Origin of the sequence: Enterococcus avium, from assembly GCF_002891025.1 — a bacterium.
Taxonomy (GTDB): Bacteria; Bacillota; Bacilli; order Lactobacillales; family Enterococcaceae; genus Enterococcus_A; species Enterococcus_A avium.
The window spans coordinates 1,182,668-1,200,375 of sequence record NZ_NBSL01000003.1 but is presented as its reverse complement, the minus strand read 5'-3'; the positions used below and the strand labels follow the sequence as shown (position 1 = coordinate 1,200,375).

18 protein-coding genes are annotated in these 17,708 nt (G+C 37.9%); 11 read left to right on the top strand and 7 right to left on the bottom strand.

Annotation, left to right across the window (positions count from 1 at the left end; translation table 11 throughout):
* The first annotated feature begins 25 nt into the window (after positions 1-25).
* From AUF14_RS21360 to AUF14_RS21350, 3 genes are read left to right on the top strand one after another with little or no spacing between them, the layout of a single operon-like run.
* Complete coding sequence (locus AUF14_RS21360; RefSeq protein ID WP_016178159.1) at positions 26-712, top strand: ABC transporter ATP-binding protein; 687 nt, start codon at positions 26-28, stop codon at positions 710-712.
* Positions 709-3,276 (top strand): ABC transporter permease, encoded by a 2,568-nt coding sequence (locus AUF14_RS21355; RefSeq protein WP_016178160.1) that lies wholly within the window; start codon positions 709-711, stop codon positions 3,274-3,276. The genes AUF14_RS21360 and AUF14_RS21355 overlap by 4 nt, the downstream gene beginning before the upstream one ends.
* Before the next feature lie 44 nt (positions 3,277-3,320).
* Positions 3,321-3,629 (top strand): carboxymuconolactone decarboxylase family protein, encoded by a 309-nt coding sequence (locus AUF14_RS21350; RefSeq protein ID WP_016178161.1) that lies wholly within the window; start codon positions 3,321-3,323, stop codon positions 3,627-3,629.
* A 33-nt stretch (positions 3,630-3,662) separates the two neighbouring features.
* On the opposite strand, the gene AUF14_RS21345 is transcribed toward AUF14_RS21350, so the two are convergent.
* The gene (locus AUF14_RS21345) at positions 3,663-4,034 is read right to left on the bottom strand and encodes a YxeA family protein (protein WP_016178162.1); all 372 of its coding nucleotides are present in this window, start codon (positions 4,032-4,034) and stop codon (positions 3,663-3,665) included.
* Between the two features lie 217 nt (positions 4,035-4,251).
* Between AUF14_RS21345 and fsa the strand changes: the two genes are divergently transcribed.
* Positions 4,252-4,905, top strand: coding sequence for a fructose-6-phosphate aldolase (fsa, locus tag AUF14_RS21340; RefSeq protein ID WP_016178163.1), 654 nt, complete (start codon positions 4,252-4,254; stop codon positions 4,903-4,905).
* A 50-nt stretch (positions 4,906-4,955) separates the two neighbouring features.
* On the opposite strand, the gene AUF14_RS21335 is transcribed toward fsa, so the two are convergent.
* The 3 genes from AUF14_RS21335 to AUF14_RS21325 form a co-directional block, all read right to left on the bottom strand.
* Positions 4,956-5,975, bottom strand: a complete 1,020-nt coding sequence (locus AUF14_RS21335; RefSeq protein WP_227656419.1) for an LPXTG cell wall anchor domain-containing protein — start codon at positions 5,973-5,975, stop codon at positions 4,956-4,958.
* Between the two features lie 84 nt (positions 5,976-6,059).
* The gene (locus tag AUF14_RS21330) at positions 6,060-6,983 is read right to left on the bottom strand and encodes a DNA/RNA non-specific endonuclease (protein ID WP_016178165.1); all 924 of its coding nucleotides are present in this window, start codon (positions 6,981-6,983) and stop codon (positions 6,060-6,062) included.
* A 46-nt stretch (positions 6,984-7,029) separates the two neighbouring features.
* Positions 7,030-7,299: a hypothetical protein gene (locus AUF14_RS21325; RefSeq protein WP_016178166.1), complete on the bottom strand. Its 270-nt coding sequence runs from the start codon at positions 7,297-7,299 to the stop codon at positions 7,030-7,032.
* A 205-nt stretch (positions 7,300-7,504) separates the two neighbouring features.
* Here AUF14_RS21325 and AUF14_RS21320 point away from each other — a divergent pair, with 205 nt between their 5' ends.
* From AUF14_RS21320 to AUF14_RS21300, 5 genes are all read left to right on the top strand, one after another.
* Positions 7,505-9,544 carry a BglG family transcription antiterminator gene (locus AUF14_RS21320; protein ID WP_070504357.1) on the top strand — a complete coding sequence of 680 codons (2,040 nt, stop codon included), beginning with the start codon at positions 7,505-7,507 and terminating at the stop codon, positions 9,542-9,544.
* Positions 9,538-9,810, top strand: a complete 273-nt coding sequence (locus AUF14_RS21315) for a PTS sugar transporter subunit IIB (RefSeq protein ID WP_016178168.1) — start codon at positions 9,538-9,540, stop codon at positions 9,808-9,810. The genes AUF14_RS21320 and AUF14_RS21315 overlap by 7 nt, the downstream gene beginning before the upstream one ends.
* Before the next feature lie 11 nt (positions 9,811-9,821).
* Positions 9,822-11,102 carry a PTS ascorbate transporter subunit IIC gene (locus AUF14_RS21310; protein WP_016178169.1) on the top strand — a complete coding sequence of 427 codons (1,281 nt, stop codon included), beginning with the start codon at positions 9,822-9,824 and terminating at the stop codon, positions 11,100-11,102.
* Positions 11,102-11,794 (top strand): tryptophan synthase subunit alpha, encoded by a 693-nt coding sequence (locus AUF14_RS21305; protein ID WP_016178170.1) that lies wholly within the window; start codon positions 11,102-11,104, stop codon positions 11,792-11,794. The genes AUF14_RS21310 and AUF14_RS21305 overlap by 1 nt, the downstream gene beginning before the upstream one ends.
* Positions 11,795-11,909: 115 nt before the next feature.
* The gene (locus tag AUF14_RS21300) at positions 11,910-12,626 is read left to right on the top strand and encodes a DUF5131 family protein (RefSeq protein WP_016178171.1); all 717 of its coding nucleotides are present in this window, start codon (positions 11,910-11,912) and stop codon (positions 12,624-12,626) included.
* 35 nt (positions 12,627-12,661) lie between these two features.
* On the opposite strand, the gene AUF14_RS21295 is transcribed toward AUF14_RS21300, so the two are convergent.
* The gene (locus tag AUF14_RS21295) at positions 12,662-14,233 is read right to left on the bottom strand and encodes an Nramp family divalent metal transporter (RefSeq protein ID WP_016178172.1); all 1,572 of its coding nucleotides are present in this window, start codon (positions 14,231-14,233) and stop codon (positions 12,662-12,664) included.
* Between the two features lie 163 nt (positions 14,234-14,396).
* Here AUF14_RS21295 and AUF14_RS21290 point away from each other — a divergent pair, with 163 nt between their 5' ends.
* On the top strand, positions 14,397-14,837 hold the full coding sequence (locus tag AUF14_RS21290; protein WP_016178173.1) for a hypothetical protein: 441 nt from the start codon (positions 14,397-14,399) through the stop codon (positions 14,835-14,837).
* Between the two features lie 105 nt (positions 14,838-14,942).
* Here AUF14_RS21290 and AUF14_RS21285 read toward each other — a convergent pair whose 3' ends face one another.
* Together AUF14_RS21285 and AUF14_RS22660 are read right to left on the bottom strand one after the other, a co-directional pair.
* Positions 14,943-16,472 (bottom strand): ABC-F family ATP-binding cassette domain-containing protein, encoded by a 1,530-nt coding sequence (locus tag AUF14_RS21285; RefSeq protein ID WP_016178174.1) that lies wholly within the window; start codon positions 16,470-16,472, stop codon positions 14,943-14,945.
* A 504-nt stretch (positions 16,473-16,976) separates the two neighbouring features.
* The gene (locus AUF14_RS22660) at positions 16,977-17,123 is read right to left on the bottom strand and encodes a hypothetical protein (protein WP_016178177.1); all 147 of its coding nucleotides are present in this window, start codon (positions 17,121-17,123) and stop codon (positions 16,977-16,979) included.
* Between the two features lie 175 nt (positions 17,124-17,298).
* Between AUF14_RS22660 and AUF14_RS21280 the strand changes: the two genes are divergently transcribed.
* Positions 17,299-17,592 carry a nuclear transport factor 2 family protein gene (locus tag AUF14_RS21280; protein WP_315984518.1) on the top strand — a complete coding sequence of 98 codons (294 nt, stop codon included), beginning with the start codon at positions 17,299-17,301 and terminating at the stop codon, positions 17,590-17,592.
* The last annotated feature ends 116 nt before the right edge of the window (positions 17,593-17,708 follow it).

The window sequence follows — 17,708 nt, the reverse complement described above, 5'->3', positions numbered from 1 at the left end:
AACCATTAGGAAGGGGGCTCATATAATGGAGCTGTTGAAAATCGAGCATCTTAGTAAGGTTTATGGAAAAGGAGAGAATAAGGTCGTTGCTCTAAATGATGTGTCGTTGACGATTGAAAAAGGCGAATTTACGGCGATTATTGGGGCGTCTGGCTCAGGAAAATCAACTCTTCTGCATATGATCGGCGGTGTGGATGTGCCTACGAGTGGAAAAGTGTATTTAGATGGGCAGGATGTGTATGCTCAAAATAATGAGAAGTTGGCAATTTTTCGCCGGCGTCAGGTCGGGCTGATTTATCAATTTCACAATTTGATTCCGACATTGAATGTAGTGGAAAACATCACACTGCCGGTTTTGATGGATAAGCGCAAGGTTAACCAAGAGTGGTTGAGTGAATTGTTAGAGCTTTTAGGACTGAACCAGCGAAAAAATCATTTACCAAATCAATTGTCCGGTGGTCAACAGCAGCGGGTCTCAGTTGGGCGAGCCTTAATGAATGCTCCAGCAGTTTTGTTGGCGGATGAGCCAACGGGTAGTTTAGATAGTAAAAATGGACATGAAATCATCAAACTGTTGAAAATGAGCAATCGCAAATATGGACAAACGTTGATTGTCGTGACCCATGATGAGGATATTGCTTTGCAAGCGGATCGGATCATTGGTATTTCTGATGGGCGTGTGACTCGTGATGAGAGGATGATTCAATCATGAACATCTTCCATAAAGTAACAATGCAAAATATGTTGAAAAATCGTACACGAACACTAGTTACAATTATTGGCGTCATTTTGTCGACTGCGATGATTATGGCGGTCGCAACCTTTGCTATTTCGTTGCAAAATTTTATGGTGAAAGGCTCTGAACAAAAATATGGGGATTGGCATGTTGCAGTTTTGGATGCCCCTTCTGGTTTTGCTGAAAAACAAAGCAAGAATAAGGATGTATCAGAAACGACTAAATTTTCCAATATTGGTTACGGAAGGTTATCTGGTGGGAAGAATCCTAATAAACCTTATCTTTTTGTTGCTGGCTTCAACCAAAAGACCTTTGAAACATTACCGGTCAAGCTGCTTTCTGGGAGATTGCCGAAAAATAGTCATGAGGTCGTCATTCCTGCACACATTGCTGCAAATGGCGGAGTAAAGTATACGATTGGCGAGACGCTTTCATTATCGCTGGGTGAACGAATGCAGGGAAGGAAGCAGCTTAATCAACATGACGGTTATGATCACACACAGAATAATCAAGAAAGTTTAACTGAGGAAAAGAAAAAAAGCTATACGATTGTTGGGATTTGTGAGCGCCCAGGTTTTGAAGAGCAAAGCTCTCCGGGCTACACCTTGATAACATGTGCTGATAACACTGAAAAAATAAATACCTTCAGTGTCTTTGTTACACTAAAAAATCCAAGAAAGGCGAGAAGCTATGCCAATGACATAGCAAAAAATCGATCATATAGCTTAAATGACGATGTCTTACGTTTTCTGGGAGCATCTGATGATAAGGTATTTAATCTGTTATTGTATTCGATAGGGACGATTTTGGTTGCCTTGATCATGTTGGGATCGATCTTCTTAATTTACAATTCCTTTACGATTTCATTGAATGAACGAATGCAACAATTTGGAATTCTTTCATCTGTGGGAGCGACACCGAAGCAGTTGAAAAATTCTGTTTTGTTTGAAGGCTTATGTATCGGGGTGTTGGGTATTCCGTTCGGGATCTTGTTGGGGATTGGAAGTATCAAACTCATCATTGCAATTGTGGCAAAAAACTTCAGCAATCTTCTTTATGGAAATACTCCGTTAGTTTTAGTGTTTTCTCTACCGGTGATGTTTGCTGCCATAATGATTAGTTTAATCACGATTTTGATCTCAGCTTCAATTCCAGCGAAAAAAGCGGCTAATACACCAGTGATGGAAAGTATTCGTCAATCGAATGAGATTAAAATTGTCTCAAAGGATGTGCGAATAACGCAATTTTCTAAACGAATTTATGGCTTGGAAGGGACATTGGCTTTAAAAAATTTTAAACGGAATAAGAAGCGTTATCGGACAATCATTTTTTCGCTGGCTTTAAGCGTGGTTTTGTTCGTCTCGGCACGTGCATTTGGCAGCTATTTGCAGGATATAGCAAAACAATCGGTGGTTGATACGGATTATGACATCGTTTTTTCTAGCTCAGAAATGGGTGAGGATGAGTTATTCCGACTTTACGAGAGGTTTCAAAAGGTTGAGGGCATTACCAGTAGCTCTTACCAAGCAATTATCCAGTATGCCACCCAAGTGAGAATAAATGATTTTTCTTCTCACTATCAGAAGCTGTTAAGTCCGAAATCCACTAAGAAACAACTATTTATGGATATCCAATTTATTGAGGATAAAGAATACTTGAAATTTATCAAAAGTCTGAATTTGCCGGTCGAGGAATATACGGGCGAAAACGGTAAACTGATCGCAGTGGCAAAACAGCGAGTTAAGAAGGTAGATGGGAAAAAAGAGCTGATTGATTTGTTTGCTAAGGATGATTTGACATTGACTGCTGCACCAGAAATTTCTGGAAAACCTGCTTGGGATCAGCAGCGAAATATTAAGGTAACTTTTGCAGATACTTATCCAATGGACACCTTGCCTAGACAATCATCCGAAACGAAATCTTACGTTTTTATGCTGGTTGCACCCTATCAAATGAAAAGCCGATTTTCTACAAAGGGGATTACTCAAGACCTCGGTTTAACTTTTCTGTCTAAAAAATCTACACGGTCAACCACTGAAATGAAAGAAATCATTGAACAGGAGGGAATTACCACCCAATATGATCTTTATAACGTCAATGAAATCTTTGAACAGAACCGTAATACTATTTTTGTAGTGAATATTTTTAGCTATGTTTTTATAGCAATGATTTCATTAATCGCAATCGCAAATGTTTTTAATACCATTTCGACAAATATTAAACTGCGAAGAAGAGAACTAGCGATGCTACGCTCAGTAGGAATGACAGATCGAGAATTTAATAAAATGATGATTTTTGAGTGTATCTTTTATGGCTCACGTTCATTGCTACTAGGAATTCCAATAGCGAGCATTCTTTCATGGCTAATCTATCAAGGTATGACGAAAGGCGGGGCGGAAATTGCTTTTTATTTTCCCTGGGGAAGCCTGTGGATCAGTATCTTGGGTGTATTTCTGATCGTTGTAATTACGATGTTTTACGCTATCGAGAAAATAAAAAAAGAAAATATAATCGAAGCATTACGAGATGACCTAACCTAAGAGCATCAGAATTTGATACACTTATAAAAAAGGAGTGTGCCTAGATGACAATAAGTAATTCTTTTGAAACATTTGCCAAAGAAGCAACAGAATATCAAAAAGCTTTTAATGAAATGATCCATTCATGGGGCGAAATCAGTGTATTAGATGATAAAACACAGCATTTATCGTATCTCGCAGTTTTAGCAGCGACAGGGAAAACTAGTGGATTGCCGTTTCATGTCATGCTTGCCAAAAAAGCAGGAGCATCACGAGAAGAAATAATCAGTGCAATTATGGTTGGCTTACCAGCAGTAGGAAATGAAGTGATCAATGCTTTGCCCGCAGCACTGGAAGCATTTGACAAAAATTAGAAAAACTGGGATGGCAAATGCCTTCCCAGTTTTTTATCGAGGATCAATTTCCTTTAATGCTTTTTCTGGAACCTGATCACGGCGCACTTCTTCATAGGTTTCAACATGAGCGCCTTTATTGGTCAATTTCAAGTAGCGATTTATTTTTAACTCGGAGATTCCATTAAATTGAATCGTTCGTGTTTTTCCGTTTTTGTCCGCTGCGAGTTGTTCATAGCTGGCTGTTCCATAATCATTGACAGAGTGAGGTTTTGTTGTTTTCACATAAAGCTCACTTTTAGGAACTAAAGGATTTAACTGGTCAAGGGTACCAGCAACTTCGCTGGAAGAATTCTTTGAGTAAAGCATCGCCCCAAATAAAAGAATGAAGATTCCTATAATAATTCCAAGTAATTTTTTTATCATAAATTGATTGATCGTCCTTTCAAACTTGATACATTTAGCTTATCAAGTTTTTCAGATACAAAAATCAGACGAGGGACCTATCTGGAACTAACAAAATTGTCACAACAGTCGAAGATTGAAGAAGTTCGATTGAGTGAGTATACTTAAGTAAAGAAGAAATGTCGGTAAAAGTTCAAGTGCTGTTGCGATGGAATACACAATTAATTAGGAGGATAAGATGAAGTTTTTTCTAGACACAGCGAATATTGAAGAGATTGAACGGATCAATCAGCTCGGCTTGGTAGACGGTGTCACAACGAATCCCACGATCATTGCAAAAGAGGGGAAAGATTTCGAAACGGTCATCAAAGAAATTTGCAAAATTGTCAGCGGACCAGTCAGCGCAGAAGTTACCTCGTTGGATAGCGAAGGAATGATTAACGAAGCATGTGAAATCCATCAATGGGCAGAAAACATTGTTGTAAAAATTCCAATGACAGAAGCTGGACTAAAGGCTGTTCACACGATTTCGCAGGAAGGGATTAAAACCAACGTTACCCTGATCTTCTCAGCGGCTCAAGGATTGATAGCTGCCAAAGCAGGCGCTACCTATGTTAGTCCTTTCATCGGTCGGTTAGATGATATTGCTTCTGACGGCATTCAGCTAGTGAGTGATTTAAGAGAAATTTTTGATAATTATGATTTTGATACGGAGATCATCGCAGCCAGCGTTCGAAATCTTGGACACGTTGAAGCGGCTGCCTTAGCAGGCTCAGACATTGCGACGATTCCTGGAAATCTGTTTCCAAAGTTATGGAGCCATCCATTAACAACGAATGGGATTGCACAGTTTGAAGCTGATTGGCAAGCGTATCAGGAAAAACAAAATTAAAAAAATCAGTGAGCGGAAGAATGTTGAATTTCTCGCTCACTGATTTTTTATTATTTTTTACGATTGCGGCGAATCATGATAAACGCGATGATTACCAAGATGATGACACCGGCTACAGTAAGCCAGGTCCTTCTTTCTTCACCAGTTTTTGGTAAGAAACCGCCCTTATCGTCTTTTTTGTCGTTATCGTTTTTTGCTGGGGCGTTGTTTTCAGCACTTTGCGTTGTTGAAGTAGTTGTTGAACTCTCTGTCGTTGATGTTTCAGTTGTACTAGAGCTGGTTGCCCCATTACGCACATCATCTTTTTCTGCATATCGACTGATCCAAGCGATGATACCTGGGAAGAAGTCGCCTTCAGTACCGATCATTTTTTCTTGGATTGGTGAAATGTATTTTAAGACATTCGTCAATTCCTGATTGCTCATTTGGCGAATCGGCATGAAAGAACTATTGCTAGGATACAATGCTGCTAAATAGGCTTGCAGACTGTCAATCTGATCGATCATTTCAAGAGCATTCGTGTAATTACTCGGATTGTAATTCATAATATTTTCGATTTTATCCCAAGACAGGCTTTTATCCTTATACAAAGCTTGCAGGATACGTGCATAGCCACCAACATCTAACCCGTAAGTATCGGTACCAATTCGATCACAAAGTGTCATGGCATTCAATAGCTGCTGATCGGTGTAACCATCTACTTCACTAGATGAGATGATGCTTTTCATTGATTCACCTTTTAACATTTCACGAATCTTATTAGTATCGTGCTCGCTGCCAATCGGATCACTGCTTTTCTTTACGCCCGTTTCTTTTTCAATTTGGTCAATCGTATCATCTTTCGCTTGCTGAATATCTTTTACCTCACTGTTTTCAGTGGCACTAGCCGAAGTTGATTCTGTAGCATTTTCAGAGTCGACCGTTGCACTATTTTCAGCGGGAGTTGTTTGCTCAGTTGCAGCTGCTGGGGTGTTGTCCGCTGCAGTAGTACTTTCAGTTTCGGTATTTGCACTAATGGGGAAGAGAATGAATAACGATAAAGCAAAAAAAAGTTTTTTCAAAGTGATCACTCCTAATAATTTGTCTATATTTCGTAATATTATTGTAACATAAGAAATATATCTGTAAAGAAAAAGTTCGGAACTTTGGCAAATTTATTTTGCAGGGCGATAACCTGCCTTTTTCGCTTCTTCGATGGTTTTAAACCAAGCTCGTGGATTGGTTGTATTGTCATAATATTTACTGCCAGGTAGGTGATAGACACCACTTTTCGAACCTTTGATCAGGCCTTTTCCATTTTTATCGACATATTCCTTAGCGGTAGAGACGCTTGTTGATGTTGAGGATTGTGATTTTCCTTCTATGGTACTGGTTCCGTCTGCGTAATTTAGAGATACACCATTTTGTACATTAAAAATATAAACATTGAAGCGCACCTCATCGCTACCGATTGATTGAGCCATCATGTGAACGCCGCGGGCTAAAAGTTCATCACCGCGAAAAACGGGAATGACGGAATAGCGGATATAATTCTTGTTGCTTTTTTCTAAATAGTATTTGATATCCATCTCGAAACGCAGCATTTCCGGGCTGTTCAATTGGCGCGTTCCGGTAATCAAATTTTTCCAGTTGGCATTTTGTCCAGTCAGTTGATAACCGATTAAATGTGACCGATTGAATAGGTATTGACCATTGATTTTTTTGTTATGCCAACCGGTGGGTGTTACACTGGAGATTTCACCGCGTTTCTCCGTTGGCATCAGTTTCTTGTTTAGTAATGCCTCAGCATCTGTTGCACGATTTAAATGATCTAAGTCGCCATATCTTTCCCATGGTCCATTTTCGATCGAGAGCTCCTCTTTAGAAAAGGTTGGATTATTTTGATTGATCTCGATTGTCTGAGTGCCTTCATAATTAAGCTGAGCCAAATCCTGCTGAGGCGGAACAACTTGAGTTTGCTTTTGTGTTGTTTGTGGGGGATTCGATGTTGGTTGTTGAAGCTGTTCTTTTGCGCTGTACACAGCGAAACTAGCTGCCGCAATCACGATCGCAGCAACTAGTTTAGTTTTCTTTGACAAGGGAATTGCTCCTATTCTTTCTGTAAATTAAGTAATGTAGCTTTGCTTATTCAGGTGCACCGATGATTTTAATGTATTCATCCGGATTCATAATCTCAAAATGTTTGGCAACAAGTTGATTCCGTTTATTGCGGCGGCCTTCAATGTGGATCATATATTTATTTTCCGGTAAACGAAAAACGTAACTGGATAGATAACGATCTTTGATTAAAACTTCCGTCTTGTTTTCACCATCGCTCATAATCAATAAGGACATCATGATCGGCTTTTCTTGCAGTAAAATCGTCTTTTCTAATAAGCCACGATATTCTTCCAAAAAATCACTTCCTTTTTATTTAATTGGATAATCTGATTTTAGCATTTTTAAGCAATTAATGCTTTGATAACGAAATGATTAAAAGTGAAGAGAGTCAAAAGCTTTTTTAGTTCACTCCAGAACAGTTTGCTTCAAAAATTCTGAAGTGAACTGTTCTTTTTCATGATGCTTGTGATACCTTATACTAAATTTAGGAGGAATACTTATGGATAATCGATTATCAAATTTATATTCTTTGCTGGCAAAACAAGGAAAAACTTTTGAAATCCCCTATTTGGCCAAAAGATTTCAAGTGAGTACCCGAACAATCTACAACGATATAAAAAAACTGAATGAAACACTCATGGCGGCCTCTGAAGAGATAATCGCCATTGAAAAGGGGCGTGTCTATTATAGCGTTGATAATCCTGTAGAGATTGAAAAATTATTGCTCAAAAATAGTGATTTTATTAGTGGTGATAAAAGCATCAGAAGAGTTCGTCTATTAGAGACAATTTTATTGTTACCTGATTATTTCAGTTCAGAAGAGCTATTACGAAAAACACTAGTTTCAAAAAATACTTTATTGAGTGATCTGCAAGAAGTGCGCAAAATTCTACAGAAAAATAAAATTACGCTAGAATCTTTACCATTTCGCGGTTATCGAGTGATCGGAGATGAAATAGATATTCGTAATTTATTAGCCGCTACACTTGAACAGGACCCATTATTATTTGAGACGGAGCATTATGAAATGGAACAGCCGTTATTAGCAGAAATCGAGTCATTCATTGAAAAAATCTGTGGGCAGTTGGGGATTCAATTGAGTGATGAATCCTTCCAAAAGGTAATATTGCACTTTTGGATCACTAAAAAAAGGAGCGCATTAGGAAAGACACTTGCTGCTTCAAATAAAGAGGATATTTTGAGCAAAGAGGAAAAAGCTCTACATGAGCGGTGTAGAGAATTGACTGAATTATTCAGACAGTCAATTAACTTGGCGGAACAATTATACTTGGCAAATAAAATATCTGAGGCGTCTATTACTAAATACCAAGAATTACTTTCAGATAAATGGGTAACTTTTAACTTAGTTATTGAAAGATTTATTTCAGCGGTGAATATGCAACTTCCAGAATTGGATTTTAAAGGGGACAAAAAGCTATATGAAGGATTAATCAATCATTTACGACCAGCATATAAACGAGCTTTAGCGAATGAGACGTTGGAAAACCCTATGTATGAGCATGTTTTAGAGCATTATCGTGAGTTGCATTTGATTGTTCAGAAACAAATTTCGGTGATTGAAAGAATGCTTGAGATTGAATTTACTGATCATGAAACAAGTTTTTTCACACTTTTCTTTGCAGCTTCAGTGGAACGAAGTAAGTTTTATGTTCCCCATAAAGCAAAAGTTGTTATTATATGCAATGCAGGAATTAGCACTTCTGAAATTTTAAAAAGTAAAATAAAAAGCATTTTTAGTGTAGATGTTATCGGAACCTTTGGAGCTAGAGAAGGTGTTCGTTGGATAGCAGAGCATAAAGTAGATTTAGTAATCACTACAATACCCTTAGATTTAAAGCGAGTACCGTTTGTTCAAGTAAATCCATATTTATCAGAAGAAGACATTCAAATTATTAGTGAATTCATTAAACCAGTTTTCCATGAAATTAATGTAGATGACTTGTTGCGAATGGTAAATAAGTATGTGAAGTTATCTACGCAGCAAATTCACAACTTAACAGAAGAATTTAAAGAGTATTTGAATATTAGATCGAGTGAAAATTTAAAAAGGGAGTATCAGCCTATGCTTAAGGAAATATTATCAGAAGATTTAATTGATCTTCACTATCATGCTGAAAATCGTGATGAAGCCGTTAAACGTAGTGGGGAACTATTAGTAAATAAAGGTCTAGCTTCAGCGAATTATATTGAGGGGATGATTAGGAATGTTGAGATTAATGGAACTTATATTGTGATTGCACCTGGAATCGCTATGCCACATGCACGCCCTGAAGAAGGTGCTTTGGCTATTGGTTTCAGCATTGTTACTTTAGAAGAACCCGTTGTATTCGGTCATCCTAAGAATGATCCGGTAAATATTGTTATCGGGTTATGTGCGGTGGATCATCAAACCCATTTAAAGGCATTAGCCGAATTAGTAGAAATACTTTCTCATGAACAAAATGTAGAAAATTTTTTGAAGGCCACAAATGCTTCGGAAATATTAGCAATGGTAAAAGGAGGAAATGAATCATGTTAAAAATTGTAACGGTTTGCGGTGCAGGGGTTGGTAGCAGCATGATGATGCGATTATTCACACAACAAATTTTGGATGATGAGCACATTGAAGCAACTGTTGATGCGGCGGATATTGGTTCTGTTGATCCAAATAGTTTTGACATTTTAATCACAACATCAGATTTTGCCGATACACTGCGTGATTCATCAGCTAAGATTATTCGGATTGACAATATGATGGATAAAGAATATTTGAAAGAACAACTATTAAAGACAATCAATGAATAGGAGGCAAAAACATGGCAATCTTTTTATATATTGTAAATAATGTACTGAGCCAGGCAGTATTTATTATTGGAATGGTAGTCGTTGTTGGGATGGTTGCTCAAAAGAAAAGCTGGGATCAAATTTTGCCTAGTACACTTAAAACAATGATTGGTTTTACTATGATCAATGTTGGTGGTCAAACATTAGGTGGAGCTTTATTGCCGCTTCAACAAATGATCTCTAAAATATTTGATATGAAGGCATTTTCTTCAGATATTGGAGCTGCTCAGGCTGAAAGCTTTGCAGATATTGGAACAGAAATGGCGTTGATTTTTGCTTTTGGTTTTTTAATTAATTTGTTGTTAGCACGTTTTACCCGCTTTAAATATGTTCATTTATCGGCGCATGTTTCATTTTTCTTCGCAGGATTGATCGCTGCATTACTAAAGTTCAATACAACATTGCCCTTTACAGGGATTGTTACGGTGGGTTCCATTATGTTAGGGCTATATATGACGCTTAGTTGTGCTTATGTAGCAGTATGCATAAAAGGAGTTAAAGGAGGCGAAGGATTTACTTTAGCACACTCCAGTTCTTCGGGATTATTGGTAGCGACACTGTTAGCAAAAGTATTTGGAAATAAAGAACATGATCTTGAGAATATGGAGATTCCTAAGAAATTGAATTTTCTTAGAGAAATGACGATCGCATTGACTTTGGTGATGACTGTTCTATTTTTACTAGTGAGTCTTTTTGCGACACCTAGTTGGACAATGGAGAATATTACTGGTGGTCAGGATATTATCGTCTTTTCACTATTACGAGGTGTTGAGTTCGGAATGTGGATCACAGTAATTATCACCGGCGTGCGCATGATGCTGTCAGAGATCATACCAGCATTTCATGGGATTGCAAATAAAATTATTCCTAATTCGAAACCTGGTTTGGATATCCCGTTACTATTTCCAAATTATCCTACTTCAGTGATCGTCGGTTTCCTATGTAGTTTAGTCGCTGGTTTAGCAGGTATGCTGATTCTTGGTGCGTTAAATTATCCAGTTGTTGTTTTTCCAGCATTAATTCCGACTTTCTTCACTGGAGCTGCTACTGCTATTTTCGGTAATGCACATGGTGGGCGTAGAGGAGCAATATTGGGATCATTGACAAATGGTTTTCTATTGATTTTTGGTCAAGCATTATTGCTTCCAATGGTTGGAAGCTATGCTCCTATTATGCGAATCCTAAGTGAAACAGATTATACCGTATACGGTCCCATTTTAGGTTGGATTTTACAATTACTTGGAGGTGCTTAATGAAAAATCTAGTTCTGTATTTGACTATCAACTATCCAACAAGAGAAAAATTTTTTGAGATCTTAGATATTGTCGAAGAATTTCAAATAGGGTACGTTGAAATTGGTATTCCAGTTTCTGATCCATATATTGATGGTTCAATAGTTAGAGAATCACAAGAAAAAGTTTTTTCAACACTGAGTATCAAGGAAATTGATTCTGTCCTGCAAGAGATACGCGAACGGTACACCTTTAAAGTGATCCTGATGACTTATAATGAGGGTGTTGAAGAATTTAAATTAGGACAGCTTTCCAAAACGCGTTATGATGCCATTTTGTGTGTTGATAAAAAATTGCCTGAAGATAACTTCTCTGGTCTTGTTCATACATTTACGAAAAATATGGATAAGGAAGCGATAAACAATCAATTAGCCAAAAGTTCTCAGTTTGTTTATTTGGTTTCTGGGGAAGGAAAAACAGGTGAGTTTATACAACTTCCTAAAGATTATGTAGATATTGTTCCTTATTTGAAAGCTAATACGCAGCTGCCAGTTTTTGTTGGTTTTGGAGTTAAAAATTCAACTGATATTGCCAGCATTTTAGCAAATGGTGCGGATGGAGCTATTATTGGTTCTGAATTTATCAAAAGATTTAATGAGGGAGGAATTTCTAGCATCAAAGAGTATTTATCAAAAATCCGTTCGGTTTACTAAAACAGGATTCGCTTCATTCATTCGTGAAGCGAATCCTGTTTTTATTTTTATAACGAAATAGCTCGCATTACCCTCAGCAAATTTGATAAGATAAAAGAAAAAAGCAGGTGAATAAATGGGGATGTGGAATCCGTGGCGTGGCTGTCGTCGTGTCAGCGAGGGTTGTAAATATTGCTTTATTCATGAGGGGGATAAAAAGCGAGCAGTAGATACAAGCAAGATTGAAAAGACAGCTCAATTTGACGCGCCTATTAAAAAAACAAAGAATGGTTATAAAATGAAGGGCGGACAGCTCGTCTTTGTTTGTTTTTCTAGTGATTTTTTAATTGAAGAGGCAGATTCTTGGCGCGCTGAGTGCTGGCAAATGATCAAAGAGCGCAGTGATTTGCATTTTATGTTCTTAACTAAGCGGATCGAGCGTTTAATGGATTGTGTGCCCGAGGATTGGGGCGACGGGTACGATAATGTTACGATTGGTGTTTCAGTTGAAAATCAGGTCCGAGCGGATCAACGATTATCGTTATTACAAGCGTTACCAATCAAGCATAAAAAAATTGCTTGTCAGCCACTAATTGAAGAAATTTCCATTGCTGAGTATCTGACGGACATCGAGTCAGTTGTTGCGGGTGGGGAATACCATAAAAATGCGCGCCCGTTAAATTATGAATGGATCTTGAAGCTGCGGGAAGAAGCAATCTCGCAAGGAGTTGCATTTGAATTTCGTCAATGTGGGACGCATTTTATTAAGGATCAGCAGGAGTATCAATTGAGTTACCGCCAATTATTTTCACAAGCAAAAAAAGCGGGGATCAATTGGTATCCAAGTAAATAAAGAAGCAGAAATCACTCGGATTTCTGCTTCTTTATTTATTCGGATAAATCTTCATTTAGTTCTTTCGCAGCAAGTGCCACACGCTTATTCCCTTGATGCAGTTCAACGATTGTCCAGACTAACAAAGCAAGAACAGCAACAATCAAAACATAAGCGATACTATCGGCTGTTGTGATTTCCCATGCAGAAGGACTGTCTCCAAAGAAGCCTTCGATTTGACTAGGCAAACCAATTAAGTTCAAATAAGTCAGACCAATAACTGAGATCCAACCCAACAGTTGAATGATTCGTTTATTTTTGAATCGTTCCCCCATTTCTGCGCTGCTATTTGTCATCATTAATAAGGGAAGCATAGAAAATGGTAAGGCAAAGGCCAAGAAAACTTGCGAATTATTCATCAAATTATTTAATGCTTCATGTTCTTCAACGACTGTATCGCCGCGCGTTAGCAGGACGCAAATCAATACTGGAACAACCGAAATCAACCGAGTGACTAGACGACGCAACCAGATCGGCATCCGCATGTGAACAAAGCCCTCCATAATTACTTGCCCAGTCAAAGTACCAGTAATTGTAGAGTTTTGACCAGAAGCTAGAAGCGCTACAGCGAATAAGGTTGATAGAGCACCAGTTTTTGCGACATTCATCAGGATTCCGTTGCTCATCGTAGCTGGATTTGATAAGGCTTCATACAGTCCAAAGAAGGATGGGTCTTTGACAGTGCCTGTTTTAAAGACGGCAACACCCATAATCAAAAGTAGTGCATTAACAAGAAAGGCTAATGACAATTGAATATTTGAATCCCAAGTTGTAAAGCGGACGGCATTTGCGACATCCTCTTCATCATCATGATCAACTTCGCGAGTTTGAGAAACCGCAGAATGAAGGTAAAGATTATGCGGCATTACCGTTGCACCAATGATTCCAAGCGCACCAGTCAGCGGTGTTTGACCACCAATGGCAGGACTATTTGCGAACGTTTCGCTAGTTGGAACAAATCCTTTTAAAACGTCACCCCAATTAGGATCGGACAAAGCAACTTGGTAAATAAAGACGAAGAGAATCACAAAAATTAAACAAACAACAATGGCTTCGATTTTACGGAATCCGACTTTGGTTAATAATAATAGTAGAAAGACATCGAATACAGTAATGAAAACAGCGATAACCAAGGGAATATTAAACAATAGATACAAAGCGATGGCTGCACCGATGACTTCCGCAATATCGGTTGCCATGATGGCTAATTCAGTCAAGATCCAAAGGACGATCCCCAAGGATTTACTTGTCCTAGCACGAATAGCTTGTGCCAAATCCATTCGAGTAACAATTCCCAGCTTTGCTGCCATATATTGTAAAAGCATAGCTACTAAGCTGGAAATTAAGATGATGGACATTAATAAATATTGGAAATTTTGTCCGCCAGTGATGGAGGTCGACCAGTTTCCTGGGTCCATATATCCGACAGCGACTAATGCTCCCGGACCTGAATAGGCGAGGAGTGTTCGCCAGAAGCTTTTTCCTTTTGGTACTTTAATCGTACCGTTGACTTCCTCTAAAGAAAGTCCATTTGTATGTTCTAAAATGGGATGTTTATTCGTACTCAAGAAGCTTCCACCTTTCTGTAAACTTTTCTACGATGCAATCATACACCTAAAATCAGGAAATGAAAAGAAAAAGATTCGGTATGCCTAAAATTTTCAAAAAGCATATTTCTTTGGCATAATTCGAATTTGTTTTACACTAAATAGAAGAAAATGAGGTGAGCGTATGGTCGATTGGTACACACAATTAGATGGTACGTGGGAAATCAAAGGAACGAATTTTCCAATGTGGTTGACAGATAAAAGAAAAAATCCCCGAATTACCTATAAGAGAACAGAGAAAAATGCTGTGGAATTACTCGATTTGGTAGAATATGAAGCAAACGGCAAAACCAAGCAAATCAGAGGAATGGACCGTTTAGTCGGTGGACAGTTTATCTGGCGAGGAATAGGAATAATGAAAATTTTGAGTAGTCGTTGGCAGGTAGTGACAATCAAAGGGGATGTATTAGTGATTCGTTTTGAAAAAACCTTCGTCACACCAGCTGGGGTAGATATTTTAATAAGAAGGGGATCTCGGAGTCCTAATTTGCGCGAACGTGTCTTAGAACATTACAAAAGTTTTGGTTTGACGGATAAAGAAAGAGATACACTTCAATGGAAGTAGAGCCATCAAGTAAAGCTAAAAATATTTTATAAAAGAAAAGCCAAATGGGCACTTGCTTTCTTGATGCAAAGCAGCTAACCAGTTGGCTTTTTTAGTGTTTTTCGTTTATTGACTAATCTCAATTACTCGATCAGTCCAGTCTTGATAAAAGCTCTCTTCGTGAGAAACGACGATGACAGTTCCAGCGAAATTAGCTAAACTTTCACGTAAGCTGTCTTTTGTTGCCTGATCGATGTGATTTGTTGGTTCATCGAGAATCAGCAAATTTCCCTTTTGCATTGTCATTTGACAAAGCTTAACTTTGGTTTGCTCACCACCACTTAAGGTACTAAGTGGTTCTTGAGCTAATTGATTCGGCAACCCTGCTTTAGCGAGATGTTTCCGCAGCTCCTTAACAGTTTCTTTCGGAAAATGTTCACTCAAATACTGTAGGGGAGTCTGATAGGGATTTTCCCATTGCAGATCTTGCTCGAAATAATTAATTTTCGTATTTGCAGGAAAGTGAAATTCACCTGCAATTTTAGGAATCGCCTCGATCAAGGTCTTCAGTAAGGTTGATTTACCGATGCCGTTGAACCCACGAATAGCGACTTTTTCGCCATATCGTAATGTGATATTGATTGGCGGAAGCAGTGGTCGTTGATAACCAATTTCCAAATCTGTTGTCTCCATTGCTAACGTTGTAACGATCGGTGCATATGGGAACTCAAAGTGAGCGACCGCATTAGAAGAAGGCGGCGTTAAGCGTTCTACTTTGTCTAGCTGCTTTTGACGGCTTTTCGCCATAGTCGAACGTGAGCCTGCTTTGTATTTACGAATGTAGGCTTCTGTTTTCTCAATCTGACGTTTTTGAGCAGCATATTGCTTCATATATGTTTCCTGGAATTGTTCCTTTTGTTTCAAGGCCTTTGTCAAATTACCAGTATACTTGGTCAATTTCCCAAACTCGATATCAGCGATGTGGGTGGTAATTTGGTTCAAGAAATCGCGATCATGAGAAATGACTACGAAAGTGCCGGAAAAATCCTGCAAAAATTGACTCAACCAGGCTACGTGTTCATCATCCAAATGATTCGTCGGTTCATCCAAAATCAGCACGTCCGGTTTTTCTAATAATAATTTTGCCAAAATTAATTTTGAACGCTGGCCACCGCTTAAATCCTCCAATGGCGTATCCATACCCAAAACATCTAATCCCAAACCACTGCTCATTTCAGCAATTAACGTATCAATCTGATAAAAATCACCTTGATCTAATTCTGTCTGTAGCTTTCCAGCCTTATCTAGCAATTTATCATCCATCGATTCACTGTATTCCATATACAGTTCGCCAATTTTCGCTTCTTTAACAAAATCTGCGGCATAGGCAGTTTTTAGAAAATCTTTGATAGATAAGGTTGGATCGACTTCGACATACTGATCCAAATAGCCCACGTGGATATTCTTCTGCCAAGCAATCGTGCCTTCATCCGGTAATTGTTCGCCGGTGATAATTTTTATTAGGGTACTTTTTCCAGCGCCATTTTGTCCGATCAGGCCTAGGTGTTCCCCTTTGTTCAAATGTAATTCTAAATCTTCATACAGGATTTTATCGCCAAATTGTTGCGCGATTCCTGTTAAATCTAAGATACTCATGTTTCTCCTACTTTCTTACTCAAATTCCCATCATCTAACAAAAGAAGCGGATAGTCAAGAAAAAAAGAGCCCTTTTTCAGGACTCTTCAATTTATTATAGTTGAGCAGAGAACAAATAAAGAACAATGTCAGCAATCACATCAATGACCTGACAGAACAAATCTGTTAGATTTTTAAAGAATTGTATGATTATTTCAAGCATATTTTACCTCCGCTTAGTTAAATAAACCGGACAACCAGTCGATTGGATAAAGAGACAGATGTAAGGTGATATGGGCTAGCAAATAACTTATTGCGAAGAATGGAAATAACACTTTTTTCATAAAACTTCTACCTCCATATTTTTCGTTTCTTCAGTATAACGTAAAATTCATAGAGGAAGACATGGATTTACCTTATCTTTAACGAACAAATATGTAAGCTGAGTATATAAAAAAGCCTCTGCTTTCTAATTCTAAGCAGAGGCTTTTAATTATAGGCTTCATTCATTGAGATACACGCTCCTTAGGCAGATTTTTTGAAGTCGTAGATCGCTTGTTCAATGGTGATTCCAGTTCCTTGTTGACCAGTGATTGTTGAGTAAACAACAAAAACATTTTGTTCTAAATCAAAAGTCACACGATAAGGTTTTTCTTGATCATAAAAAGTCATTCTATTTCCTCCTTTCATTTAATAACATCATTGTAAATAAAAGTATAACACATTAAAACAAAATAATAAAACAATTTTGCATTCATAAAGTATTCTAATTATTTAAAATTTGGAGTATGAAGATTTTCTCTTGTTATACCTAAGAAAATAAACTTCCGGGAGGAATAAAAAAAGAATCATCAAGCAATTTGTTAAAGCTATTAATCAGCAAAATTTACCAAAGATTATCCAAATGATGTCAGAGGATTTCCAGTTCATTGATACGTATGGCAACTGTGAAAATAAAGAAGCGATGAAGACTGGTTGGCAGGGGTATTTTGATTGGTTTCCTGATTATTTTGTTGAAGTTGAAGAATGGATTGGAAATGATGATTTTACGATGATTATTGGCAAAGTAAGTGGATCTTATTTAGGAAAAATGGACAAGCATTGGGAAATTCCAGCTGCTTGGAAAGTAGTTGTCGGGTAAGGTCGGCAGATAGCGATTTGGCAGGTTTTCTGCAATTCAAAAAAGCAGCTAGATTCATTGAAATAGCGATTCTACAAAATATAGACCTTAATATAGAGGGATTCTACAATGTTTAG